Source organism: Streptomyces sp. NRRL S-646, from assembly GCF_000720765.1.
Taxonomy (GTDB): Bacteria; Actinomycetota; Actinomycetes; order Streptomycetales; family Streptomycetaceae; genus Streptomyces.
In genome coordinates this window covers 504,179-528,565 of the sequence record NZ_JODC01000001.1, presented here as the reverse complement: position 1 = coordinate 528,565, position 24,387 = coordinate 504,179, and the positions used below count along the sequence as shown (strand labels likewise).

The 24,387-nt window shown below is 71.2% G+C and carries 20 protein-coding genes and 3 pseudogenes; 14 read left to right on the top strand and 9 right to left on the bottom strand.

Annotated elements, in window-relative coordinates; all coding sequences use genetic code 11:
* From IH68_RS52610 to IH68_RS0102505, 8 genes and pseudogenes are all read left to right on the top strand, one after another.
* Positions 1-457: pseudogene (locus IH68_RS52610) on the top strand (DUF3459 domain-containing protein); the annotation flags it as partial.
* A pseudogene (locus IH68_RS59370) lies at positions 448-1,835 on the top strand (alpha-amylase family glycosyl hydrolase); the annotation flags it as partial. The pseudogenes IH68_RS52610 and IH68_RS59370, both read left to right, overlap by 10 nt.
* Positions 1,836-1,857: 22 nt before the next feature.
* Entirely contained in the window at positions 1,858-3,219 is a 1,362-nt protein-coding gene (locus IH68_RS0102530; protein ID WP_030927532.1) for a maltokinase N-terminal cap-like domain-containing protein, read from the top strand.
* Between the two features lie 4 nt (positions 3,220-3,223).
* On the top strand, positions 3,224-5,434 hold the full coding sequence (gene glgB / locus IH68_RS0102525) for a 1,4-alpha-glucan branching enzyme (RefSeq protein ID WP_030927529.1): 2,211 nt from the start codon (positions 3,224-3,226) through the stop codon (positions 5,432-5,434).
* 63 nt (positions 5,435-5,497) lie between these two features.
* Complete coding sequence (locus IH68_RS0102520; protein WP_030927526.1) at positions 5,498-6,586, top strand: glutamate--cysteine ligase; 1,089 nt, start codon at positions 5,498-5,500, stop codon at positions 6,584-6,586.
* A 124-nt stretch (positions 6,587-6,710) separates the two neighbouring features.
* Positions 6,711-8,618 (top strand): AMP-dependent synthetase/ligase, encoded by a 1,908-nt coding sequence (locus tag IH68_RS0102515; protein WP_030927523.1) that lies wholly within the window; start codon positions 6,711-6,713, stop codon positions 8,616-8,618.
* A 232-nt stretch (positions 8,619-8,850) separates the two neighbouring features.
* Positions 8,851-10,227, top strand: a complete 1,377-nt coding sequence (locus IH68_RS0102510; protein ID WP_030927520.1) for an NAD(P)/FAD-dependent oxidoreductase — start codon at positions 8,851-8,853, stop codon at positions 10,225-10,227.
* A gap of 78 nt (positions 10,228-10,305) precedes the next feature.
* Positions 10,306-12,549 (top strand): FUSC family protein, encoded by a 2,244-nt coding sequence (locus IH68_RS0102505; protein WP_030927517.1) that lies wholly within the window; start codon positions 10,306-10,308, stop codon positions 12,547-12,549.
* Positions 12,550-12,555: 6 nt separating this feature from the next.
* On the opposite strand, the gene IH68_RS0102500 is transcribed toward IH68_RS0102505, so the two are convergent.
* The 5 genes from IH68_RS0102500 to IH68_RS0102475 form a co-directional block, all read right to left on the bottom strand.
* Complete coding sequence (locus IH68_RS0102500; RefSeq protein ID WP_030927515.1) at positions 12,556-12,987, bottom strand: hypothetical protein; 432 nt, start codon at positions 12,985-12,987, stop codon at positions 12,556-12,558.
* 28 nt (positions 12,988-13,015) lie between these two features.
* Positions 13,016-13,855 carry a DUF1206 domain-containing protein gene (locus tag IH68_RS0102495; RefSeq protein ID WP_030927512.1) on the bottom strand — a complete coding sequence of 280 codons (840 nt, stop codon included), beginning with the start codon at positions 13,853-13,855 and terminating at the stop codon, positions 13,016-13,018.
* A 94-nt stretch (positions 13,856-13,949) separates the two neighbouring features.
* Positions 13,950-14,183, bottom strand: a complete 234-nt coding sequence (locus IH68_RS0102485; protein WP_030927510.1) for a DUF5133 domain-containing protein — start codon at positions 14,181-14,183, stop codon at positions 13,950-13,952.
* A gap of 25 nt (positions 14,184-14,208) precedes the next feature.
* Positions 14,209-15,057: a SigB/SigF/SigG family RNA polymerase sigma factor gene (locus IH68_RS0102480; RefSeq protein WP_030927507.1), complete on the bottom strand. Its 849-nt coding sequence runs from the start codon at positions 15,055-15,057 to the stop codon at positions 14,209-14,211.
* Positions 15,058-15,234: 177 nt separating this feature from the next.
* Positions 15,235-15,678, bottom strand: a complete 444-nt coding sequence (locus tag IH68_RS0102475; protein WP_030927505.1) for an ATP-binding protein — start codon at positions 15,676-15,678, stop codon at positions 15,235-15,237.
* A gap of 252 nt (positions 15,679-15,930) precedes the next feature.
* Between IH68_RS0102475 and IH68_RS0102470 the strand changes: the two genes are divergently transcribed.
* From IH68_RS0102470 to IH68_RS0102455, 4 genes and pseudogenes are all read left to right on the top strand, one after another.
* Positions 15,931-16,152 carry a hypothetical protein gene (locus IH68_RS0102470; RefSeq protein WP_030927503.1) on the top strand — a complete coding sequence of 74 codons (222 nt, stop codon included), beginning with the start codon at positions 15,931-15,933 and terminating at the stop codon, positions 16,150-16,152.
* 78 nt (positions 16,153-16,230) lie between these two features.
* Positions 16,231-16,603: pseudogene (locus IH68_RS59660) on the top strand (ornithine decarboxylase); the annotation flags it as partial.
* Between the two features lie 44 nt (positions 16,604-16,647).
* A complete protein-coding gene (locus IH68_RS59655) occupies positions 16,648-16,863 on the top strand; it encodes a hypothetical protein (protein WP_030927497.1) in 216 nt (71 codons plus the stop codon).
* Positions 16,864-17,131: 268 nt separating this feature from the next.
* Positions 17,132-17,587: a cyclic nucleotide-binding domain-containing protein gene (locus IH68_RS0102455; RefSeq protein ID WP_030927494.1), complete on the top strand. Its 456-nt coding sequence runs from the start codon at positions 17,132-17,134 to the stop codon at positions 17,585-17,587.
* 175 nt (positions 17,588-17,762) lie between these two features.
* On the opposite strand, the gene IH68_RS0102450 is transcribed toward IH68_RS0102455, so the two are convergent.
* Both IH68_RS0102450 and IH68_RS0102445 read right to left on the bottom strand, forming a co-directional pair.
* Positions 17,763-19,085, bottom strand: a complete 1,323-nt coding sequence (locus IH68_RS0102450) for an MFS transporter (protein WP_078912273.1) — start codon at positions 19,083-19,085, stop codon at positions 17,763-17,765.
* Positions 19,086-19,154: 69 nt separating this feature from the next.
* Entirely contained in the window at positions 19,155-19,772 is a 618-nt protein-coding gene (locus IH68_RS0102445) for a LysE/ArgO family amino acid transporter (RefSeq protein WP_030927487.1), read from the bottom strand.
* A gap of 66 nt (positions 19,773-19,838) precedes the next feature.
* Here IH68_RS0102445 and IH68_RS0102440 point away from each other — a divergent pair, with 66 nt between their 5' ends.
* Entirely contained in the window at positions 19,839-20,765 is a 927-nt protein-coding gene (locus IH68_RS0102440) for a LysR family transcriptional regulator ArgP (RefSeq protein WP_030927484.1), read from the top strand.
* A gap of 32 nt (positions 20,766-20,797) precedes the next feature.
* Positions 20,798-21,283: a winged helix-turn-helix transcriptional regulator gene (locus tag IH68_RS0102435; protein ID WP_030927482.1), complete on the top strand. Its 486-nt coding sequence runs from the start codon at positions 20,798-20,800 to the stop codon at positions 21,281-21,283.
* Here IH68_RS0102435 and IH68_RS0102430 read toward each other — a convergent pair.
* Both IH68_RS0102430 and IH68_RS0102425 read right to left on the bottom strand, forming a co-directional pair.
* The gene (locus IH68_RS0102430) at positions 21,241-22,920 is read right to left on the bottom strand and encodes an MBL fold metallo-hydrolase (protein WP_030927480.1); all 1,680 of its coding nucleotides are present in this window, start codon (positions 22,918-22,920) and stop codon (positions 21,241-21,243) included. The genes IH68_RS0102435 and IH68_RS0102430 overlap by 43 nt on opposite strands.
* Before the next feature lie 16 nt (positions 22,921-22,936).
* Positions 22,937-24,352 (bottom strand): DHA2 family efflux MFS transporter permease subunit, encoded by a 1,416-nt coding sequence (locus IH68_RS0102425; RefSeq protein ID WP_030927479.1) that lies wholly within the window; start codon positions 24,350-24,352, stop codon positions 22,937-22,939.
* Between the last annotated feature and the right edge of the window lie 35 nt (positions 24,353-24,387).

Here is a 24,387-nt window from a genome sequence, read left to right as displayed (position 1 = left end):
CGGCGGCCGCCCCGCCTTCGAACTGCGCGCGGTCCTGGCCGCCACCCTCTCCCCCACCTGGGGCGTCTACTCCGGCTACGAACTGTGCGAGAACCTCCCCCTGCGCGCGGGCAGCGAGGAGTACCTCGACTCGGAGAAGTACCAGCTACGCCCACGCGACTGGGAGACAGCCGAACGCGAAGGCCGCACCATCACCCCCCTGATCACCCGGCTCAACGCCATCCGGCGGCGCCATCCGGCCCTTCAACGCCTTCGGAACCTCCGTTTCCACCACACCGACAACGACATGGTCATCGCGTACAGCAAGACCACGGGCCGGGACACGGTCCTCGCCGTCGTCAACCTCGACCCGCACCACACCCAGGAGGCCACGGTCTCGTTGGACATGCCGCAACTCGGCCTGGAGTGGCACGCATTCACGGCCGCGCATGACGAACTGACGGGTGAGACCTATCACTCGACGGCATCGGCGACCTCAAGGGCATCACCGCCAAACTCGACTATCTGCAGTGGCTGGGCGTCGACTGCCTGTGGCTGCCGCCCTTCTTCAAGTCACCACTCCGCGACGGCGGTTACGACGTCTCCGACTACACCTCGGTCCTGCCCGAATTCGGTGACCTCGCCGACTTCGTCGAATTCGTCGACGCCGCCCACCAGCGCGGCATGCGCGTCATCATCGACTTCGTCATGAACCACACCAGCGACCAGCACCCGTGGTTCCAGGAATCGAGAAAAGACCCCGACGGCCCCTACGGCGACTATTACATGTGGGCCGACGACGACAAGCAGTATGCGGACGCGCGAATCATCTTCGTCGACACCGAGGTCTCCAACTGGACCTTCGATCCCGTCCGTGGGCAGTACTTCTTCCACCGCTTCTTCTCCCACCAGCCGGACCTCAACTACGAGAACCCGGCGGTCCAGGAGGAGATCCTGGCCGCGCTGCGCTTCTGGCTGGACCTGGGCATCGACGGCTTCCGCCTCGACGCCGTGCCCTATCTGTACGCGGCCGAGGGCACCAACTGCGAAAACCTTCCCGCCACCCACGCCTTCCTCCGGCGCGTCCGGCGCGATGGGGCATCTTCCTGCGCAACCACGACGAGCTGACCCTGGAAATGGTCACCGACGAGGAACGCGACTACATGTGGGCGGAATACGCGAAAGACCCGCGCATGCGCGCCAACATCGGCATCCGCCGCAGGCTCGCCCCGCTCCTGGACAACGACGAGAACCAGATCGAGCTGTTCACAGCCCTGCTCCTGTCGCTGCCCGGCTCGCCGATCCTCTACTACGGCGACGAGATCGGCATGGGCGACAACATCTGGCTCGGCGACCGGGACGCCGTACGCACCCCGATGCAGTGGACCCCCGACCGGAATTCGGGCTTCTCGTCCTGCGATCCGGGGCGGCTGTTCCTGCCGACCATCATGGACCCGGTCTACGGCTATCAGGTGACCAACGTCGAGGCCTCGATGTCCGACCCGTCCTCGCTGCTGCACTGGACCCGCCGCATGATCGAGATCCGCAAGCAGAACCCGGCCTTCGGCCTCGGGTCCTTCACGGAACTCCCGTCCTCCAACCCGGCGGTGCTGGCCTTCCTGCGGGAGTACGAGGACGATCTCGTGCTGTGCGTGCACAACTTCTCCCGGTTCGCGCAGCCCACCGAGCTCGATCTGCGGGCCTACGACGGGCGCCATCCCGTGGAGCTCATCGGCGGGGTGCGCTTCCCGGCCATCGGTGAGCTGCCGTACCTGCTGACCCTCGCCGGCCACGGCTTCTACTGGTTCCGGCTGACCCGGGTCGCATCCCGCATCGGCCGCCGACCTCGAGCGTGAGGCGAGGAAAGGACGCGTCACCATGCCGAAGACCGCATCGCTTCGCCCCAGACCCAGCGTCGCCGCCGGGCCGATGGCCTCGCTCGCCGGGTTGCTGCGCGAGTGGCTGCCGCGGCAGCGCTGGTTCGCGGGCAAGGACCGGCCCGTCACGGACCTCGGCCTGCTGTCGATGACGGAGCTGTTCCCCGGGTGTCTGCATCTGCTGGTGCACACCGGTCAGAGCGGCGTGCCCGCGCCCAGCGGCGCCGGGCCGGCCGGTGACTGCTACCAGTTGCTGCTCGGCGTGCGCCGGCACCTGTCGCCGAGGCTCGGACGGGCACTGATCGGCAGGGCGGAGGAGGGTCCGCTGGCCGGTCTGACGGTGTACGACGCGCTGCAGGATCCCCGTTCGGCGCAGTTGCTCCTGGAGCGGCTGCGCCAGCCCGGTGCGGCGGGCCCGCTGCGCTTCGAGGCCGATCCGTCCGTGCATGTGCCCCCCGGGCTGGTGCCGCGGGTGCTGGAGGCCGAGCAGTCCAACTCCTCCCTGGTGTACGGCGACGAGTTCATCCTGAAGGTGTTCCGGCGCGTGCAGCCCGGCGTCAACCCCGACCTGGAGGTGCCGGGAGCGCTGGCCGGGCAGGGCTGCGGCCGGGTGCCGGCGCCCGTGGCGTGGTTCCGTACGACGCATCCGCAGGAGGCGACGCTCGGTGTGCTGCAGCCGTTCCTGCCCGATGCCTCCGACGGCTGGGCGCTGGCCCTGCAGGCGCTCGCCGCCGGCGACGAGTTCACCGTGCAGGCCCGCGAGTTGGGCCGCGCCACCGCGGAGGTACACCTCGCGCTGGCGGCCGCCTTCCCGGCCGGGGCACACGACGAGAGCGTGCGCACGGCGGCGGCCATGACCGAGCGCCTGGACGCGGCGGCCCACTGTGTACCGGCGCTGCGCCCGTACGTGCCCCGGCTGCGCACCGCCTTCGGCGCGCTCGTCGCCTGCGACCCGGGGCCGCCCGCCCAGCGCATCCACGGCGACCTGCACCTGGGTCAGGTGCTGCGGGCCGGCCGGGACTGGTTCGTCATCGACTTCGAGGGCGAGCCGTCCAGACCGCTCGCCGAGCGGCGCAGCACCCAGTCCCCGGTGCGGGACATCGCGGGCATGCTGCGCTCCTTCGACTACGCCGCCCGGCAGCGCCGCCCGTGGCGCCCGGAGTGGGCGCGCCGCTGCCGCGAGGCCTACTGCGCGGGGTACGCCGAGCGGGCCGGCTGGGACCCGCGCAAGAAGCACGGACTGCTGCGTGCCTATGAGACCGATCGAGCCGTGTACGAGGTCCTGTACGAAGCCCGGCACCGGCCGGACTGGCTCCCCGTACCAATGGCGGCGATCGAGCGTCTCGCCGTAAGAGGAGGCTGAACCCGTGGCCCTGCGTGACACCTCACTCCCCGAGCCGTCCGGACCGCTCACCGCCGGATGCGCGACGGCGCCCGCCCTGGATCCCGGCGAACGCGAACGTCTGCTCTCCGGCCGGCACCACGACCCGCACGCGCTGCTGGGCGCCCACCCGGTCCCGGGCGGCATCGTCTTCCGGGCGCTGCGGCCGTACGCCCGCACGGTGAGCGTCGTCGTCGACGGTGAGCGGGCGAAGCTGACCTCGGAGGGCGACGGCCTGTTCTCCGGGGTACTGCCGCTGGATGCGATCCCGGCATACACGCTGGCGGTGACGTACGCGGACGGTGAGCACGAGACGGCCGACCCGTACCGTTTCCTGCCCGCTCTCGGTGAGCTCGACCTTCATCTCATCCGCGAGGGCCGGCACGAGCAGCTGTGGAAGGCGCTCGGCGCCGAGCCCATGGAACACAAGGGCGTGACCGGCACCCGGTTCACCGTGTGGGCACCGAACGCCCAGGGGGTCCGTGTCGCCGGGGACTTCACCTGCTGGGACGGAACAGCCCTGCCGATGAGGTCCCTGGGCGCTTCGGGGGTGTGGGAGCTGTTCGTGCCCGGTATCGGGGAGGGCGCGCTCTACAAGTTCGAGATCACCTCCCGCTACGGCGGCCGCTTCCTCAAAGCCGACCCCATGGCGCGGTACGCGCAGGTCCCGCCGGACACGGCGTCGGTCGTGCACGCCTCGCACTACGAGTGGGGCGACGACGAGTGGATGACGCACCGCGGTGATCTTCCGGTGCACGAGGCACCCTTCTCGGTCTACGAGATCCACCTCCCTTCCTGGCGGCACGGGCTGACATACCGTCAACTCGCCGAGCAGCTGCCGCCGTACGTGAGTGGCCTGGGATTCACCCACGTCGAGTTCATGCCGGTCGCCCAGCATCCCTTCGCCGGTTCCTGGGGCTACCAGGTCACCGGCTTCTACGCGCCGATGTCGCGGCTGGGTACGCCCGACGACTTCAAGTACCTGATCGACGCCCTGCACCGGGCCGGCATCGGCGTGATCATGGACTGGGTGCCTGCCCACTTCCCCAAGGACGACTGGGCGTTGGCGCGGTTCGACGGGGATCCGCTGTACGAACCGGGGGACTCGCGGCGGGCCGAGCACCCGGACTGGGGAACCTACGAGTTCGACTTCGGGCGCATCGAGGTGCGCAACTTCCTCGTGGCGAACGCAGTTTACTGGTGCGAAGAGTTTCACATCGACGGTCTGCGGGTGGACGCCGTGGCCTCCATGCTCTACCTGGACTACTCGCGCGACTCGGGCCAGTGGACACCGAACGTGCACGGTGGGCGCGAGGACCTGGACGCGATGGCGTTCCTGCAGGAGATGAACGCGACCGTGTACCGGCGGGCACCCGGCGTGGTGACCATCGCGGAGGAGTCCACGGCATGGGACGGGGTCACCCGCCCCACCGACAGCGGCGGGCTGGGTTTCGGCCTGAAGTGGAACATGGGCTGGATGCACGACTTCCTCGGCTACATGGAGCACGAGCCGGTGCACCGCAAGTACCACCACAACGAGATGACCTTCTCGATGGTGTACGCCTACAGCGAGAACTACATCCTGCCCATCTCGCACGACGAAGTGGTGCACGGCAAGCAGGCGCTGGTGTCGAAGATGCCGGGCGACTGGTGGCAGCAGCGCGCCAACCACCGGGCGTACCTCGGGTTCATGTGGGCCCACCCCGGCAAGCAACTCCTCTTCATGGGGCAGGAGTTCGCCCAGGGGTCCGAATGGTCCCAGGAACACGGTCCGGACTGGTGGCTGGTCGATCGGGGCTACGGCGCCGAGCCCGACCACCGCGGGGTCAGGGACCTGGTGCGCGACCTCAACGCCGTCTACCGCCACACCCCTGCGCTGTGGCAGCAGGACACCCGGCCCTGCGGCTTCCAGTGGGTGATGGGGGACGCCGCCGAGGACAATGTCTTCGCTTTCCTGCGGTTCGCCACCGACGGCGGCCCGCTGCTCGCGGTCTCCAACTTCTCCCCCGTCGTGCGTCACGACTACCACCTCTGGGCGCCCGACGAGGTGCCCGCCTGGCGGGAGATCCTCAACACCGACGCCACGCGCTACGGCGGCAGCGGCGTCACCAACCCCGACGACGTCAAGGTGGAGGAGGGAAGGATCACGCTCACCCTGCCGCCGCTCGCCACGATCTGGCTGACTCCGTTGCTGTGACCGGTCGGCGGGGTACTCGGTGCTGGTCGTAGCCGCAGCCCGGCCACAGAAAGGCGGCATCACGTGCGCACCGTCGGAGTGGAGGAGGAGCTCCTCCTGGTGCACCCGGAGACGGGGGAGCCCAAGGCGCTGGCCGCCGCGGTGCTCGCCCGTGCGGCGCGCGACGACACGTGCGAGAGCGTGTTCGAGAAAGAGCTGTACAACCAGATGCTGGAGTTCAACACGCACCCCCAGGCCGCCATGGCGGACCTGAACGCGGAGATCGTGCGCTGTCGCCGGGAGGCCGCCCGGCACGCCGGGGAGATCGGGTGCACGGTGGCCGCGCTCGCCACCTCGCCCCTGCCCGTCAGCCCGTCCGTCACCAGGGGAAGCCGCTACCAGTGGATGGAGGAGCAGTACGGCATCGCTGTACAGCAGCAGCTCGTGCTCGGCTGTCACGTCCATGTCTCCGTCGACTCCGACGAGGAGGGCGTCGCGGTCCTCGATCGCATCCGGCCCTGGCTGTCGGTGATCTCTGCGCTCAGCGCCAACTCCCCGTTCTGGCAGGGCAGGGACACCCGCTACCAGAGCTATCGCAGCCGGGTGTGGCAGCGCTGGCCGTCGGCCGGCCCCACCGAGGTCTTCGGGTCGGCCGAGCGCTACCACGGCCGGGTGGCGGACATGGTCGCCAGCGGGGTGATCCTCGACGAGGGGATGATCTACTTCGACGCACGGCTGTCCCGGCAGTACCCGACCGTCGAGGTCCGGGTCGCGGACGTCTGCCTGCACGCCGACACGGCCGTCCTCGTCGCCACGCTCACCCGGGGGCTCGTGGAGACCGCCGCGCGGGAGTGGTGGGCCGGCCATCCGCCCCTCGACCACAGCGTCAGCCTGCTCCGGCTGGCCGCCTGGCAGGCCGCACGATCCGGTCTCGCCGACGAGCTGCTGCACCCCGTGACCATGCGGCGGCTGCCCGCCGAGAGCGTGGTGCGCGCGCTGCTGGAACACATCGGCGGCGCGCTCGCCGACACCGGCGACCTGGAGCGTGCCCAGGAGACCTGCGTCCGGCTGCTCAAGGACGGTACCGGCGCACAGGTTCAGCGGGAACTCCTGGCGCGCAACCGCAACCTGCGGGAGGTCGTCACGGCCTGCGTGCGCCACACACAGACCTGATCATCACGGATCCGCAACTTCGCAGGTTCCGGTCACCATCCGCACCCACCTGGGCTAGATTCGAGCACCGTCGACAACGGAACTCGTCGGCATGGTCACCCTCCGTACAGCTCAGGAGCAGCGCATGCGCGACTTCGCCCTCGCTCCCCCCACCGTCTCGCCCCTGACCGGCGGACTGGCCGACAGCATCTTCGACACGGCAGCCCTCGACCCCACCCAGCCGATGCTCGCGCGCCGCCCCACCCCGTCCTCCATCACCTGGGAGGAGCTGACCGCCGTGGAGGTGCGGGACGAGGTGGTGGATCTGGCCAAGGGGCTGGTCGCGTCCGGGATTTCGCCGGGCCACCGCGTCGCGATCATGGCGCGGACCCGGTACGAGTGGACAGTGCTCAGCCATGCTCTGTGGGTCCTCGGTGCCGAAGTCGTACCGCTCTATCCCACCTCCTCGCGCGATCAGGTCGAGTGGGTCCTGCGCGACGCCGGCTGCGTGGCCGTGGTGGTGGAGGACGAGCAGGCGGTGATGACGGTCGGCTCCGTGTGCGGGTCGCTGCCGCTGCTGCGCCACGTCTGGCAGTTGGACGCGGGGGCGCTCAACGACCTTCGGGAGCGCGGGAGGTTCATTCCGTTCGCCACGGTCGACTCGCTGCGCCGCATCGTGCTGCCGGACTCCACGGCCGCCATCAGCTACACCTCCGGCACCACGGGCCGGGCGCTGGGCTGTGCGCTCAGCCACCGCAACCTGGCGAGCGCCTGCGACACGCTGCTGGCGGGCTGGGGCCACACCGTGATCCCGCCGGGCGAGCAGCAGGCCTCGGTGCTCGCGTTCCTGCCCTTCTCACATGTCTACGGCCTTCTGGTCCAGACCCTGTGCATTCGTGGCCGCATGGTGATGGCACACGAGCCCGACATGAGCGAGGAAGCGCTCTCGGGCTCCCTGCTCTCCTTCCGCCCCACCTATCTCTGCGCGGTTCCCTCGCTCCTCGAGAAGATCTACAAAAACTTCCTGCGCGTCGCCCAGGAGGCGGGCCGCGGGGCGCTGTTCGAGCGGGCCGCGGACACGGCACGGGACTTCGCCGCGGCGCTGGAGCGGCAACGGCTGGGCGGTGGTTCGGGGCCCGGTTTCGATCTGCGGCTGCAACACGCCCTGTTCGAGCGGACGGTGTACCGCAAGCTGCGCGCGGCGGTCGGCGGCCGGGTGATGCGGGCGACGTCCGGCGGCTCGCCCCTCAGCCGTGAACTGACCCTCTTCTACGAGGGCATCGGAATCTATGTGAACGACGGTTACGGCCTGACGGAGGCCGCCGGCGGCGTCACCGCGCAGCCGCTGGGCCGGGAGATGTCGGGAACCGTCGGGCAGGCGCTGCCGGGCAACGACATCGCCGTCGCCGACGACGGCGAGATCCTGGTCCGCGGTCCCTCGGTGTTCCAGGGCTACATCAACGCCGAGGCGGCGACGCGTGCCGTCCTGCGCGGCGGCTGGCTGGCCACCGGCGACCTCGGACGGATCGACGCGCAGGGCTATCTGACGATCACCGGCCGCAAGAAGGACATCATCGTCACCAGCAGCGGCAAGAACGTCGCCCCGGCCGCCCTGGAACAGCGGTTGAGGATGCATCCGCTGATCCACCAGGCGGTCGTCGTGGGCGACAACCGGCCCTGTGTGGGGGCGCTGATCACCCTGGATCCGAAGTTCCTGGCGTACTGGCGCGGTTCCCTGTCGCTGCAGAGCGACATGCCGAGCCACCAGGCCCGCGAGGAGAACGCGCTGCGCGAGGAGATCGGGCGGGCCGTTGCCGCGGCCAACAGCGCCGTGTCGCGCTCGGAGTCGATCAGGGTCTTCCGGGTGCTGGCGGAGCAGTTCGACATGTCCAACGGGCTCATGACGCCGTCCATGAAGCTGCGCCGGGACGCGATCGTGCGGCACTACGCGTTCGAGATCGACGCGATGTACCAGGCACGCACACGCGCTCCCCGGCAGACCGTGCCGGACGAGCTGTCGAGCTGGGACGAGGCGGACAACGTGTTCCGGTGAACACGCTGAACACGTCGTCACCACTTCCCGTGCAGTACGTGATCCAAAAGGTTCACTCCTGACCGGTGCGTTTCGGCACGCGGACGGGCATGGTGGTGCTCGACGCGTTCGTCTGCCTGCCGCACCCAGCTGGCGGAACGGCTGAGGCCACGGTGGGATCGATGTGGTGCACGCAGCGATCCAGGGCATGCGTAGGGCGTTGGATGCAGACCGCCTGGAGCCGCAGAGAGGGATGAACACCGTGACACGACCCAGGATCCTGGTGGTTGGCGCAGGTTTCGCCGGCGTGGAGTGCGTACGCCGGCTGGAGCGGAAACTCGCGCCCGACGAAGCGGACGTCACCTTGGTGACGCCGTTCGCCTACCAGCTCTATCTGCCGCTGCTGCCCCAGGTCGCCTCCGGCGTGCTGACGCCCCAGTCGATCGCCGTCTCGCTGCGGCGCAGCAAGAAGTACCGCACCCGGATCATTCCGGGCGGAGCCATCGGCGTCGACCTGAAGGCCAAGGTCTGCGTCATCCGCACCATCACCGACCGGATCGTCAACGAGCCCTACGACTACATCGTGCTGGCCACCGGCAGCGTCACCCGCACCTTCGACATCCCGGGGCTGACCGAGCACGCCTTCGGAATGAAGACCCTCGCCGAGGCCGCGTACATCCGCGATCACGTCATCTCCCAGCTCGACCTGGCCGACGCCAGCGACGATCCGGCGGAGCGGGCCTCGCGGCTGCAGTTCGTGGTGGTCGGCGGCGGCTACGCCGGCACCGAGACCGCCGCCTGTCTGCAGAAGCTCACGCACGCCGCGGTCAAGCGCTACCCGCGCATCGACCCGGCGCTGATCAAGTGGCATCTGATCGACATCGCCCCGAAGCTGATGCCCGAACTGGGCGACAAGCTCGGCCGCAGCGCCCAGGAGATCCTCAAGCGGCGCGGCATCGACGTCTCGCTGGGTGTCTCCATCGCCAAGGCGGGCCCCGAGGAAGTCACCTTCACCGACGGCCGGGTGATCCCCACCCGCACCCTGATCTGGACCGCCGGTGTCGTCGCGAGCCCGCTCATCGCAACGCTCGACGCGGAGACGGTACGGGGGCGGCTCGCCGTCAACGCCGAGATGAACCTGCCCGGCCACGACGGCGTGTTCGCGCTGGGCGACTCCGGCGCGGTGCCGGACAAGGCCAAGGACGACGAATCGGCGATCTGCCCGCCGACCGCGCAGCACGCCATGCGGCAGGGCAAGCACGTCGCGGACAACGTCATCGCCACCCTGCGGGGCAAGCCCCTGACGCCGTACGTCCACAAGGACCTCGGCCTGGTGGTCGACCTAGGCGGCAAGGACGCCGTCTCCAAGCCGCTCGGCATCGAACTGCGCGGTCTGCCCGCCCAGGTGGCCGCCCGCGGCTACCACTGGATGGCTCTGCGCACCAACGTCGCCAAGGTCCGCGTGGCGACGAACTGGACTCTCAACGCCCTGGCTGGCGACGACTTCGTCCGCACCGGCTTCCAGGCCCGCAAGGCCGCCACACTGAAGGACTTCGAGTTCACCAACGCCTATATGACGCCGGAACAGGTGCGGGCTCATGTCGAGGAGGCGGACCGTAAGGAGACGTGAGCGGGTGCGCACGCTCCGGTAACGTCGTGCGATGCTGAGAACCTGATCATGACGTGAAGCGGGAGTGAGTACGGCGGCGTGAGGGCAGCGGGAGGGTCGGTCCGGGCACGGCTGCGCGATCTCGTCGCGGCCTCCGATCCCGGCTTGCTGCGGCTGGCGGCGGGCCTGAGAACGGTGGGCGCCATCGCCCTCACGCTGGCCGTGCTCTCCCTGCTGGGCGCCGACGTGCGCCATCTCGTGGCGGGCGCCATCGCGGCGATGGTCTCCACCTTCGCCATCCGGGAGAAGCAGCGCGGCCCGCAGGCCGTCACGCTGGCGCTGGGCCTTGTGGTGGCGCTGGCCTCCGTGTCGCTGGCTGCGGTGCTGCACTCCCGGGTGGTGGGCGGTGACCTCTTCTTCGTCGCACTCATCTTCTGCGCCGTCTACGCCCGCCGCTTCGGCGACCGCGGCACCACGCTCGGGCTGATCGGCTTCCAGGTCTACTTCATGTCCCTGTTCGTCGGGGCCACCGTGTCGGCGCTGCCGCAGCTGTGGGGCGTCGTCGCCGTGGCCGTCGCGTCCAGCGCCGTGGTGCGCTTCGCGCTCGTACCCGAGACGCCCGCGGGCATCCTTCAGCGGCTGCGCGAGGCCTTCCGCGCCCGGCTTGCGCAGCTGGTGACCGCACAGCTCGCGCTCCTCGACGCCGGGCCGGACGAGATCGACAAGGCGCTTCAGGACGTTCGCGACGGCACCGCCCGCCTGAACGAGACGGCCATGATGATCCAGGGGCGGCTGGAGGAGGGCACCGCCGACGAGGCCGTGGCCCGGCTCGTGCAGCGCCGCATCGCGGACGCCGAGATCGCCGCCGAACGCCTCGGGCTGCTGCTGCTGACCGCCCGCAGCGCCGAGCGGGCGGACACCCTGACCCTGCACCTGCCGGGCGCGCCCGTCCCGCCGGGCGGCCGGCTGCCCGTACAGGAGGAGTCGACCGCGACCCTGCGCCGCGATCTGGAGGCGCTGCGCCTGCTGGTCCTGCGGCCCGTCTCCGAGGACCTGGGAACCGGTCTGGCCCACCTGCGCAACCGGCTCCTCGGCTACCGGGACGAGGAGAACCTGCCGAAGGCCTCCCCCGCCGTCCAGGACGTGTTCCGGGGTGTCGGCGAGGCCGCACGGGCGGTGCTCGGACTGCGGATCGCGCTCGGCGGCCCGCAGGACGATACGGACGACACGCCGTCGACCGCCCGCTCACGCGAGGAACTGGACGCGGAGGACGCGGCGATCGACGCGGGCGAGGAGGCCGCCGAGGAGGCGCCGACGGGCCTGCAGCGGCCCACCACGCGCGCTGCCGTGCAGGTCGCGGTGGGATCCGCGCTGGCCATCGTCGGCGGCGAGTTCCTCTCCAGCCAGCGCTGGTACTGGGCGGTGCTGACCTGCTGGATCGTGTTCATCAACACCGCCTCGACCGGCGAGATCCTGGTCAAGGGCTACCGACGGCTGCTGGGCACGGTGCTCGGTGTGGTGGCCGGTCTGCTGCTCGCGGGGCTGGTCGGGCAGCACACCTGGACCGCGTTCGCGCTGGTGCTGCTCTGCGTGTTCGCGATGTTCTACACCGCCCCGCTGTCCTACACGCTGATGTCCTTCTTCGTCACCGCGGCGCTGGGCGTGCTGTACACGCTGCTGCACACCTACAGCCTGTCGGTGCTGGTGCTGCGGGTGGAGGAGACGGCGCTCGGCGCGGCCTGCGGGATCATCGCGGCGGCGTTCGTCCTGCCGGTGCACACCGACCGCCGTACCAACGACCTCCTGGTCACCACCCTGGACCGGCTCGCCGACGTCACCGAGGCCGCCATCGACCAGCTCAGCGGCGGGGAGCCGGCCGAGCTCCTCGACAAGGCGCGCGACCTCGACCAGGCGCTGGCCGATCTGCGCACCGCCACCCAGCCGCTCACCCACCCGGTCACTCCGCTGCGGGCCCGGCGCAACACCGCACGCTATGTCGTCGCGCTGCTCGAGACCTGCGCGTACCACGCGCGTTCGCTGGCCGCGATGGCCGAGCTGCTGCCCACGCATCCTTCGATCGCGGCGGATCCGCGGCTGCGGCGGGCCGGCCGGCGCATCCTCGGAAACATCGGGATGATCGCCGCGCGTGTCGCGGACGGGCGGGCCGTCGTCGAGGTCGAGACAGGGGCGAGCATCGCCGCTCTCCTGGAGTCCGATCTGCCCGGCAGCTCGCGCTACGGCCGCATCACCGACCGGGTGCTACGGCATCTGCAGCGCCTCGACGAGGCGGTGGTGGGCCTGGCCCGGCCGCTGAAGGTGCCGGTGGCGACGCCGAAGCGGTGAGCGTCCTCAGAAGTCGGTGGGCAGACCACTCACCTCCGCGATGCCGCGCAGCTCCTCGTCCTGGCGGTGCCGTTCCCTGATGTAGTCGGCGATCTCCCCCAGCCGCACCGGGTCGGCGGCGGTGTCCGCATCGGTGATCACTCTGATCGGGCCGGTCCCCTCGAGGTCGATCTCGACCACCTCGTTGTCGAGCCGTCCGGTCACGGCGGCGGCGATGACCAGGGCGGCCTCGTCGCGGACCTCCTGGGACAGCCCCTCCCCGCGGTCCCCGCCGAGCGCGAAGTCCACGGGAGGCATGCGCTGTTCCTCGATCGCCCGCAGGACCGGTTCGACCACGCCCAGCAGCTGCCGGAAGTCCTCCGTGTCCATCCGGGTGCGCAGGAGACCGAGGTAGAGGTCGACGGGCCGGTGCTCCGGTGGAAACTCGGATTCGCTCATCCGGTTCGTGTTCCCCGTGTGGCGCGTGTCAGACCCTGCACCAGCGGGCCAGGGCGAAGGAGAACAGCCCGAACAGTGCGAGACCTGCCGCGACACAGGCGAGCAGCGACGGACCGAGCGGCGTGTGGGCAAACGAGCGCAGGGTGTCGTCGAGCCCCTTGGCCCGCTCCGGGTCGTAGTCGATCGCGGCGCGCACGGCGAAGGTGCCCGCGGCGGCGAACACCAGGCCGCGCGCCGCGCCTCCGGCCACGCCGGTGACGTCCACCAGCCGTCGTGCCCAGAGGGACATCTCGCCGAGCTTGAGCTGGTCGCGGTACTCGCGCCGCACCGCGCTCGCGGCGATCCACACGCCCGCGACGACGACGCCAGCCCCTGCCGCGCCCACGAGCCACTGCCCGGCGGGCAGGTCCAGCACCCGGGCTGTGACGTCGCGGGACTGCACGTCACTCGAGCGGCTGCCGCCGCCGTGCGGGCCTGCCGCGAACGTCAGCACCGAGTACGCGACCACCGCGTAGAAGACGCAACGGACGACCGCGAGCAGCCGCTTTCGTGGCGTACGGCCGTCACGGCCGACCGAGCCGAACACGGCCTCCGACAGCCGCCACACCGCCATTCCGGCCAGCCCGAGACCGAGCGCCCACAGCAGGACGGCGCCGAACGGCTGCCCGGCCAGCGTGGCGAGGGCGCCGCCGCGGTCCGCCTGCCGGCTGCCGTCGCCGAAGGCGATCTTCAGCGCCAGGACGCCGACCAGCAGGTAGATCACGCCGCGTGCGGCAAGTCCTGCCCGGGCGGCGCCCTCGGTCACCGTGCCGCGCGCCGCCCGCTCGGCCCCGAGCCTGCCGTTGCGTGCGATGGCACTGGAGTTCACGTGCGCCTCCCGGGGTCCGTATGGCAGGTGTGCTTCCCGATGACCGAGGCGCGCTCCGCCCGGCCGGCGACCTGGACGTCGCCCATGCCCGATGTCACCGGATTCCGATCTCCGGCGCCTCCGGCCGCGGCGGGGGCGTGGCCGTGAGCAGCCGGTATGCCGCTTCCATGGCCCGTCCCACGTTCCGTGTGCCGGTCGACACGCACAGGGTGTAGGCCAGGTCCTGAACCCGTGGGCTCGCCCGGCCGCCGCGCTCGGCCTCCTCGGCCAGCGCGGTCTCGTACTCCTCGACAAGCCTTCGCAGAACGGCCGGATGGGGGATCAGCATCGGTCTCCTCCTCGCTGCGGGCCGCTCAAGCCGCGGCCGCCCGCCCGTCGCCGGCCGACTGCCCCAGTGCCTCGGCCCGCACCCGTGCGCAGCTGCGGCTGATGAGGCGGGAGACATGCATCTGGGAGATGCCGAACCGGTCGGCGATCCGGCTCTGCGTCATGTCCTCGAAATAGCGCAGGTAGAGGATGGCGCGGTCGCGTTCGGGGAGGCGGCGCAGGCCTTCCTTGGCGGCCTCGCGGTCGATCACGACGTCGTAGGCGGAGTCCGCCGCGCCGAGGGTGTCGGCGAGGCTGTAGCCGTCCTCGTCGCCCGAGAGCTCGGCGTCCAGCGACAGGGTGCTGAAGCTTTCGAGGGCTTCCAGGCCGGAGTTGACCTCTTCCTCGGTGAGCCCGGTGTGGGCGGCGATGTCGGCGGCGGACGGCTCGGGACTGCCCGGGGTCTGGGTCAGCTCACGGCGGGCCACCCGCACCTTGTTGCGGAGTTCCTGGATCCGGCGGGGCACCCTGAGGGCCCACAACCGGTCCCGGAAGTGGCGCTTCACCTCGCCGGTGATGGTGGGCACGGCGTAGCTCTCGAAGGCACCCCGCTCGGGGGCGAACCGGTCGATCGCCTTGACCAGGCCGAGTGCCGCGACCTGACGGAGATCCTCGATGGACTCCCCGCGGTCGCGGAACCGGCCGGCGATCCGATGGGCCATGGGCAGCCAGGCCGTGACGAGTTCGTCGCGGACCGCCTCCCGCTCGGGGCCGTCCTCCAGGGTGACAAGGCGGGCGAAGAGGTCCGCCGTGTCGGGGGCGTCGTCGTGCCGCCGGGCGGATGCGATCGTCTTGGCCTGCGTGCCGGAACTGCTTGTCGACATGTCGATGAGCATGCGGATTCGCTCCTGAACGAGGGTTTCAGGGACTTACCGCGGGAACACAGGCACCCGGACCGACTGGAGGGCCCAGGGCAGCCATGTCGCTCCCGCTGGCGCGCCTCCGGTCCGAAGCACGAACATCCGTATGCCCTGCCCTTGCGGGAACAAACGCCGCCGCCTCGGGGAGGGCGTTCAGCGGAAGGCGACCACAGCGGTGATGCACTTGCCGCCGGCGGGCAGTTCGGACACGCGCACGTCGCGGGCCAGCCGGCAGACGATGGGCCAGCCGTGGCCGCCGACGCGCTGCCGTCGCCGCGGATCCGAGGACTGCCTCGTCATGGGCAGCCGGTCGCTTCGGTCGCTCACCGAGACGCGCACGCCCGTTCCGAGGACGTCGACGCGGAAGTCCGTGACTCCGCCGCCGTGCAGAATCGCGTTGGTCGTCAGCTCGGTGGCGACGAGCAGAGCGTCTCCCAGAGCCTCCTCGTCACAGTGGCTGTGGGTGACCCTGCAGCGTTCGGTGACCGCCCGCTCGACCGCCCTGCGCGCCTCGGCGGGTTGGCACGAGCGCGGCGGTCCGGTCCGCTGCGCGCCCGGTCGCCCGAGGGCGGATTCGGTCCCGTGCTCCTCGCACATCGGCTGGCTCCCTGATCGGTGAAGAACCGGCCTCCTTGTGCGGGGGAGGGAAGCCGGACCCTGCCACACCCGCGGCCGCCGCAGTCCGGGCAAGAGCCTCTCGGACACGGCTGGTCCCCCGCCCGTTCGCAGCGATTCCGCCTTCCGCTGCGCGAGCACCGCAGGTCTCCTTGTTCGGCTCACCTGCGCAGGCCTCGCCAAACCTCCCGGCCGAAAGTACGTGTCTTGGCCATCGGGGGGTACGCGGATGTCATGACCGATGTCGTGGACTCAGACGAACTGCTGCGGCGCATCCGGCGTGCGCGGGCCTGCGCGCAGCAGGAGGAACGCCGGTGGCGGGCGCAGGGCGAGGGCCTGCGGGCGGGCGAGCCGGAGGCGGCGCGCGAGGCAGCCGTACGGACGCTTGCCTACGAAGCCGTCCTCAGGGTGCTGGACGAGATCCTGACCCCGGGCAAGGCCGGCTCACCGGGCTGACGGACGGGGCGGGCGTCCGCTCCGACGGCTCGTTGTGCGCCCCATTGGCCGTGCCCGATGCCGGGAACCCGGGTGCGCATGACAGTCGATCACAGCCGAGCGCCCGTTCTGGAAGCCCTGGTCGAATACCGCCGCCGTGGGCGGCTGGGGTTCACCCCGCCGTACGGGAGGTGCCGGGTGATGCGGTGTTCCTCGGTGACGTGCTGGCATCGGGCGGGCTGGACGACCGGCTCACCCGGGGGCGGGTGCTGGTCCGTGCCGAGGAGCTGATGGCCGATGCCGCGCACGCCGAGCACACGTTCTTCACCACGTGCGGCAGTTCGCTGTCCGTCAAGGCGGCAATGCTCGCGGTCGCGGGACCGCACGAGAAGCTGCTGGTCGGCCGGGCGCCCACAAGTCGGTCGTGGCCGGGCTGATCCTTTCCGGCGTCGAGCCCGTCTGGGTCGAGCCCGGGCCGCGCTGCCCCGGGACGCCTTCTTCGGCCCCACGGAGAACGTGCCCACCGGTGATGCCGCAGGCCGCATCGCCGCGGAGATGATCACGCCGTACCCACCGGGGATCCCGGCCGTACTTCCCGGCGAGCGGCTCACCGAACATGTGCTGCGCTACCTGTGCACGGGCCCGGAGGCGCGAATGTACCTGCCGGACCCCAGCAATCCGGAGCTCGAGACGATCAGGGTCGTGGCCGCCGGTGAAGAGGCCAGGGAGTGAAACCGGTCACGTGACCCGGTTCTGGGTGAGCAAAACGCCTGCGGATGGTTTACGGTTCATCCATACGTGGTGACGGAGTCGACCGTACCGTCCTCCGACGCCACCGCTTACGGCCCTGGCTGGCCTCCCCCGTCCAGCCAGGGCTTTTTCATGTCCCGGGGATTCTGGGCGGGAACTGCTGTCCGCCGAGGTGCTCGGGACGCCGGCAGCGGCTGAAATGGGCGTAGGGAAAGCACCGGAACCGATCCCCGGCGAGGAGCCCCGCGTCATGACCAAAGCGATAAAACTGCTGACCGCCCTCCCCCCGCCCCAGCGGCAGAGCCTGATGACGCTCGCGCACGAGGTCTCCTTCCCGGAGGACGCCCGGATCTTCGAGGCGGGCGGCAGGGCCGACCGCTTCTGGGTCATCCGCTCGGGCGCGGTCTCGCTCGACCAGCGGGTCAGCTCGCTGCAGCGGGTGACCGTGGCGAGCCTCGGCGCGGGCGATCTGCTCGGCTGGTCCTGGCTGTTCCCGCCGCACGAATGGGACTTCGGCGCGGAGGCCTTCAGCCCCGTCCGCGCCTACGAGTTCGACGCGGCGGCGGTGCTGCGGCTGTGCGAGGAGGACACCCAGCTCGGGCTCGCGCTGGTGCGCAGCGTCGCGGAGATCCTCGCGCACCGCCTGGAGATGACCCGGGGCAAGCTGATGGAACAGCACGCGGGCCGCGGGCGCAGCGTGCTCTAGGTGAGGAGCTGTCCGGCGGATCACGTCGGCTGTGGAGAAAGCGGCGCGGAACGTCGGCAACCGACGACAACGCCGCTGGGGTCCCCCACGCCCTTGAGACAGTGGGAGGGCGCGTGTCACCAGGGCCAGCAACGCCGAGCTGATCCGCCGGACAGGGCCCAGCCCCGCCCCGGGGTCAGATGCGGTAGCGGCGCAGTGCCGGGACCGCCGCGGCCAGTATCAGCATCACGGCGACGACGAGGAGGCCGCCGCCGGCGACGGCCGTGCGTGGGCCGAAGGCGGAGCCCGCGGTGCCGTGCAGGACGTCGGCCAGGCGGGGTCCGCCCGCGACGACGACCGTGAAGACGCCCTGCATGCGGCCGCGCATCTCGTCGGTGGCGGCGGACAGCAGGATCGCCCCGCGGAAGACCATCGAGACCATGTCGGCGACGCCGGCCAGGGCCAGGAACGCAGCCGCGATCCACAGGTTGCCGCTCAGCCCGAAGCCGGCGATCGCCGCGCCCCAGGCGACGACCGCGCCGATCACCATCCAGCCGTGCCGGCGGGCCCGGGAGAACGTGCCCGAGAACAGTCCGCCGAGCACCGCGCCGATGGGGATCGCCGCGAACAGCAGGCCGAGGGCGAGCCCTTCGCCGTAGGAGCCGTAGGTCTGGGCGGCGAGCTGCGGGAACAGGGCGCGGGGCATGCCGAAGACCATCGCGATGATGTCGGCGAGGAAGGACAGCAGCAGCACCTTGTGCAGGGAGATGTAGCGGAAGCCCTCCGCGATCTCCCGTACACCCGCGCGTCGCTTCTCCGAGCCCGCCAGCGGCGGCAGGGAGGGCAGCTTGTAGACCGCCCACACCGTGATGCAGAGGGCAAGCGCGTCGATCAGGTACAGCTCCGGCAGGCCGACGACCGGGATCAGGGCGCCCGCGAGCAGCGGTCCGACCACCTGTCCGGTCTGCATGACGGTCGAGCCGAGGGCGTTGGCAGCGGGCAGCTGGCCCTCGGGCACCAGGCGGGCTATGGAGGCGTTGCGGGCGGGGGCGTTCAGACCCCAGAAGGCCTGCTGCATCGCGAGCAGCACCATGAGTGCCGCCACGGACTCGAGGCCGGAGAAGGCCTGGAGCCAGAACAGCAGCGAGGTGACGGCGATGCCGCAGTTGGTGATCAGGAGCAGCTTGCGGCGGTCCATGCTGTCGGCGACCGCGCCGCCCCACAGCGCGAACACGATCAACGGCAGCAGCCCGGCCAGGCTCGCCGCGCCGACCCACGCGGAGGAGCCGGTGATGTCGTAGATCTGCTTCGGCACGGCGACCGCGGTGAGCTGGCTTCCGACGGCCGTGACGATCGTCGAGGACCACAGCCGGCGGTAGGCCGGAATGCGCAGCGGGCGGGTGTCCATGGCCCAGCGGCGCCAGCCGCGCCGAGGCGGGTCGACCGCGACCGGGTCCGGTGTCTGCGGTTCGGTGCTGCTCTCGCTGGTGTCCACGGGCTTCCTGGTTGCTCGATACATCTTTCGGTCCGGGGGCCACTATCCCAGCCCGGCAGGACAGTTCGGGCGCGCAGTCTCAGGTTGTGGACTTCAGGCCCTGACGACGAGCAGGCCGCCGAGCGTGATCATCGTTGCGGCGACGAGGCCGTCCAGGACCCGCCAGGCCGCGGGCTTGGCCAGGAAGCGGCCGAGCGCCCGGGCGCCGAAGCCCAGCGCGGCGAACCAGCACAGGCTGGCGAGGGCGGCGCCGAGGCCGAACGTCCAGCGCAGTGGGCCGCGGTCGGCGGCGATCGAGCCGAGCAGGAACACGGTGTCGAGGTAGACGTGCGGGTTGAGCCACGTCAGCGCCAGACAGGTCAGCACGGCGCGCCTGCGCGAGACGGCCGTCTCCCCCTCGGTGCGCAGGGCTCCGCCGCCCGGCCTCAGCACCCGGCGGGCGGCGAGAGCGCCGTAGCAGAGCAGGAAGGCGCCGCCGATCCAGCCGACCGCGGTCAGCGCGCCCGGCCACGCGACCACCACGGCGCCGACCCCGCCGACGCCGAGCGCGATGAGGACGGCGTCGGACAGGGCGCAGATGCCGACGACGGCGAGGACCGCGTCGCGGCGGATCCCCTGGCGCAGGACGAAGGCGTTCTGGGCGCCGATGGCGACGATGAGCGAGAGGCCGGTGCCGAAACCTGCGGCTGCGGCGGTCAGAGCGTTGGTCATGGCATTGACGCTACGGAGACGATCACTGCGCGTACAGCTAAAGATTCTTACGTATCATTAGTGATTATGAAGACGGAGTTGACGGAGCTGCCCCTCGACCAGGTGCGGACGCTGCTGGCCGTGGTGGACGAGGGCACGTTCGACGCAGCGGCCGCGGCGCTGCATGTGACACCCTCGGCGGTGAGTCAGCGGGTGAAGGCGCTGGAGCAGCGCACCGGCCGCGTGCTGCTGATGCGCACCAAGCCGGTGCGGCCGACGGAGTCGGGCGAGGTCGTCGTGCGGTTCGCCCGTCAGCTGGCGCGGCTGGAGCTCGATGCGCGCGCGGAGCTCGGCATGAGCGGGGCCGGGGAGCCGACCCGGGTCTCGATCGCGGTGAACGCCGACTCGCTGGCCACCTGGCTCCTGCCGGCGCTGACGCGGGTGCGGCACGAGCCCCGGCTCTGCTTCGAGCTGCGCCGTGAGGACGAGACTCGTACGGCGTCACTGCTGCGGGAGGGGCTGGTGATGGCGGCGGTGACCTCGTCCGCCGAGCCCGTCACGGGCTGCAGCGTGCGCGCGCTGGGACGGATGCGCTATGTCCCGGTGGCCAGTCCGGACTTCGCCCGCGAGCACCTCGGCGGGCCGTTGCGGGAGGCGCTGGCGATGGCGCCGACGGTGGCCTTCGACCGCAGCGACGACCTGCAGGACGCGTTCGTGCGCAGGCTTCGGCGCGGCACGGAGGGCGCGAGTCCGGTGCGGCATTTCGTGCCCACCTCGGAGGGGTTCGCCGAGTCCGTCGCGCTGGGCCTGGGCTGGGGGCTGGTCCCCGAGGTGCAGGCCGAGCCGCTGCTGCGGGCCGGGCGTCTGGTGCACCTCGCGCCGGGCCGGGCCCTCGACGTCCCGCTGTACTGGCAGCAGTGGAAGCTTGACTCCTCGGCGCTCGCGGCGGTGGCCGAGGCGGTGACGGAGGCCGCCGCCCGGGCACTGCGCGGCGGGGCCGTCCCCCCTCACTGACTTGCGTGATGCAATCGACGTACGATGGGGGCGTGCTTCCTCGTACGTACGAAGGTCAGGTCTGCTCGATCGCCCGGTCGCTCGAAGTGGTGGGTGAGCGCTGGACGTTGCTGATCGTGCGTGACGCGCTGCGCGGCACGCGGAGGTTCGAGGACTTCCGGGGCAGTCTCGGCATCGCGCACAACGTGCTGTCCGACCGGTTGGGCAAGCTCTGCGAGGCCGGGATTCTCGAGCGGCGGCTCTATCAGACCCGGCCGGAACGGTACGAGTACGTGGTGACTGCGACGGGCCTGGACCTGTGGCCGGTGATCATGTCCTTGCTGCTGTGGGGGGACGGGCACCGGGCGCCTCAGGGGCCGCCGCTGGTGGTCCTGCACCGCGGCTGCGGCGGCCGACTCCGGCCCGGGCTCACCTGCTCCGCCTGCGGGCAGCCGCTGGGGCCGTACGACTGCGACATGGAGCCCGGGCCCGGTGCTCAGCCGGCGGGTGCCACGGTCAGTCCCGCGAGCCCCGCGTAGTAGGCGAACCTGAACGGGCTGAAGAGCTGGTGCCGTTCGACGAGAGCGCGCAGGATCCGTCCGCGCAGCCCGGCCAGCGCCGTGTCGTCCGGGTGGCTCAGCAGGGCGCAGTCGACGATCCTGAGTGCCACGGCCGGTTCCCCGCGCGTCAGCAGTTCCTCACCCGCCACGGCGAACGCCTGCGCCCGGCCGCCGGCCAGCAGATCCAGCGCTGCGGCCCACTGCGCCCTGCCGACGGGGTCCACACCGTCCCCGTCCGCCTTCCAGTAGCCGGTCCTCTGGTCGTGGAGGCGCTGGACGAAGCCCTCGCGCATGACCAGGTACGGGAGGATCGCGGCCGGATGGCCGCGCAGCACCTCGGGAAGGTGGTCGCGGTCGAGCACGTCGGTCAGTGAGCGGCCTGCGACGATGTCGTCCGCGACGACGGCGTGCAGATCGCGCAGGGCGGCGAGCAGGCCGGGCACCGCCTCTGCGGTGAAGTTCTCGGTCAGCGGCGGGTGGCCGTGGATCAGCAGCCGGGGGCGCAGGTCCTGGACCGTCCGCAGTGCGTCGAACAGCCCCTCGGCCGACCCTTCGGCGAGGAACGGCGCACCCAGGTAGGGCATGCACATGTCGCCGGTGAACACCACGTCCTCGTCCGGCAGTTGCACGAGAAGGCCGTCGCGTGTCTCGCCTCCGGCGATGGGGATGAGCGTGAACCGACGCCCGCCGACGGTCAGGGTCTCGGGCTGTTCGACGAGCCGGTCCGGGACGACGTGCGGACGGCGGTCCTGTCCGTCCGGCAGCAGGGACGGGAAGGGCGGCGGGCTCATGGCCTGCAGCGCGAGTTCGTCGGGGAAGGCGGCCTGGGCCACGACCTGGGTCCCGGGTCCGGCGAGTGCCTCCAGGCCGCCGATGTGGTCGAAGTGTGCGTGGGTGAGGATCACATGGGTGATCGGTGCCCGGGTGACTGCCCGCAGATCGCGCAGGGCAGCCTCGACGTGCCGGGGGTGGCTCGCCGCGTCGATCGCCACGATGCCGTCGTCCGTGCCGACGAACGCGAAGTCGGCGAGGTCGTAGCCCTGGGCGACGTGCACGCCCGGTGCCATTTCCACGAGTCGTGGCGCGGTCATGCGCAGTCCGTCCTCGGCGCTGACCAGGTAGTCCGTGACGAGTGACAGGTCGGGGGCGTGTCCGAGGCGGTCGCGCGCGGTCCGGGCTTCCTCCGTGCGGCCCCGGCAGGCGTAGGCACGGGCCAGGGCGGCGTGCACGGAGTGCAGGAACCCGGCCGGGAACTGGTCCCGCACGGCGAGCACGAACTCCAGGTCGGCGATCGCCGTGTCTGCCCGGCCCGCGCAGTCCGGGAAGCCCGCGAGGACGGTTCCCCTGAAGTACTGCGGCAGCCCGAGACCGCGTTCCGCGGCCGCGTCGAGCCGGGCGATCGCCTTCTCGTCCGGCCCGTCGAGGCGGGCCTGGAAGACTCCCGCCAGGCTTTCGGCCAGGGCCGATTCGGGGCGTTCGGCGCTGAGGGCGGTGAAGTAGTCGTGGCCTTCGCGGAATTGGCGGGCCGCGAGCATCTGCTGGGCGAGCACGGCGATCACCCGGTCTGGTATGCCGGGCCAGCGCGCGGCACGGCGCAGGGCGTCGGTCTCCTTCATGGCCTCTCCATCGACGTCATGGTGCTTCGTTCAGGGGCGCTGTCCGCTCTCGGGCAGGCGTCTCGGGTTCCGGCCGCGGTGCGCGGACGCGTCCCAGGGCGAGCGAGACGACGGCGGCGAGCCAGCCGGCGCCGGTGATCATGAGCCAGGCGTGACGGAAGCCGCCGAGGGCCTGGGGTCCGGGCGTGCCGAGGAGGGCGACCAGGGCCGCGACGCCTACTACGGCGCCCAGTTGTCGCAGGGCGGACGTCATGCCGATGCCGGTGGCCAGGCTCGGCGGCGGCAGTTCCAGGACGGCGGCGCCGCCGAGCGCGGGCAGGGACAGGCCGACGCCGACGCCGGTGATCGTCGCCGCCGGGAACAGCACCGTCCAGTAGTGCGGTTCGGCCGTGGCGGTCAGGGCCAGGAGGAGCGGGCCGGTGCCGAAGAGGAGGGTGCCCGGCACGGCGGCCACGCGCGGTCCGTACCGGTCCGTGAGCCGGCCCGCCAGCGGAGCCATGAGGGCGGCCATCACGGGTCCCGGTGTGACCGCGGCTCCGGCACGCAGGACCGGCCAGTGCCACACGGTGGTCAGGAACAGCACGTTGCACAGCAGCGAGGCGAAGAACCCGGCGCCGAAGACGAACGTGCCGATGGTGGCCACGGTGAAGGAGCGAAGGCGGAACAGGTCGAGGTCGGCCACGGGCGTGGTGTGCGCGAGGGACCGCAGGACGAACAGCGGCAGCAGTACGGCGGCGGTCCCGAAGGCGGCGAGCACTCCGCCCGAACTCCAGCCCCAGTCCGCGCCCTTGACGATGCCCAGTGCGAGGCCGCCCACGGCGCCGACCAGCAGCAGCGCGCCGAGGGCGTCGGGAACGCCTTTTGTCCGCTCTTCGTGGCTCTCGCGCAGCAGCCGTGCGGCCGCCACGAGCGCGGGCAGGCCGATGACGAGGTTGACGAAGAACACCGCACGCCAGCCCTGCCAGTCCACCAGCAGTCCGCCGAGCGAGGGTCCGACACCGGCGGCGACCGCGCCCGCAGCCGTCGACAGGGCGATCGCGGTGCCGCGCCGCTCGGGCGGGAACTCCGGCAGGGTCAGGCTCAGCGAGGTCGGCAGCACGGTCGCGGCGCCCAGCGCCTGTACGACGCGTGCCGCGACGAGCACCGGCACCGACGCGGCCAGGCCGCTGGCCACGGACGCGGCCAGGAACAGCAGCAGGCCGCCGAGGAAGAGCCGTCGGCGTCCGTAGCGGTCGGCCAGGCGGCCTGCGGGTACGAGGGCGGCGGCGAACACCACGCTGTATCCGTTCAGCACCCAGGACAGGTCGGCAAGGGAGTCGTGCGGGAACGACCGCCCGAGGTCGGTGAACGCGATGTTCACGATGGTGACGTCCAGCAGGGCCATGAACACCACGGCCGAGGTGACGACAAGGACCTTCCAGCGACGCTCCATGTTCCGCCTCCGTCACCGAGCGGTCGATTGTTTGA

Bases quoted from the DNA above. Each gene is read 5' to 3' on its own strand.
- IH68_RS0102530 (WP_030927532.1), top strand. From the start codon at position 1,858: ATGCCGAAGACCGCATCGCTTCGCCCCAGACCCAGCGTCGCCGCCGGG.
- IH68_RS0102515 (WP_030927523.1), top strand. From the start codon at position 6,711: ATGCGCGACTTCGCCCTCGCTCCCCCCACCGTCTCGCCCCTGACCGGC.
- IH68_RS0102510 (WP_030927520.1), top strand. From the start codon at position 8,851: ATGAACACCGTGACACGACCCAGGATCCTGGTGGTTGGCGCAGGTTTC.
- IH68_RS0102500 (WP_030927515.1), bottom strand. From the start codon at position 12,987: ATGAGCGAATCCGAGTTTCCACCGGAGCACCGGCCCGTCGACCTCTAC.
- IH68_RS0102485 (WP_030927510.1), bottom strand. From the start codon at position 14,183: ATGCTGATCCCCCATCCGGCCGTTCTGCGAAGGCTTGTCGAGGAGTAC.
- IH68_RS0102480 (WP_030927507.1), bottom strand. From the start codon at position 15,057: ATGCTCATCGACATGTCGACAAGCAGTTCCGGCACGCAGGCCAAGACG.
- IH68_RS0102475 (WP_030927505.1), bottom strand. From the start codon at position 15,678: ATGTGCGAGGAGCACGGGACCGAATCCGCCCTCGGGCGACCGGGCGCG.
- IH68_RS0102470 (WP_030927503.1), top strand. From the start codon at position 15,931: ATGACCGATGTCGTGGACTCAGACGAACTGCTGCGGCGCATCCGGCGT.
- IH68_RS0102455 (WP_030927494.1), top strand. From the start codon at position 17,132: ATGACCAAAGCGATAAAACTGCTGACCGCCCTCCCCCCGCCCCAGCGG.
- IH68_RS0102450 (WP_078912273.1), bottom strand. From the start codon at position 19,085: ATGTATCGAGCAACCAGGAAGCCCGTGGACACCAGCGAGAGCAGCACC.
- IH68_RS0102445 (WP_030927487.1), bottom strand. From the start codon at position 19,772: ATGACCAACGCTCTGACCGCCGCAGCCGCAGGTTTCGGCACCGGCCTC.
- IH68_RS0102440 (WP_030927484.1), top strand. From the start codon at position 19,839: ATGAAGACGGAGTTGACGGAGCTGCCCCTCGACCAGGTGCGGACGCTG.
- IH68_RS0102430 (WP_030927480.1), bottom strand. From the start codon at position 22,920: ATGAAGGAGACCGACGCCCTGCGCCGTGCCGCGCGCTGGCCCGGCATA.
- IH68_RS0102425 (WP_030927479.1), bottom strand. From the start codon at position 24,352: ATGGAGCGTCGCTGGAAGGTCCTTGTCGTCACCTCGGCCGTGGTGTTC.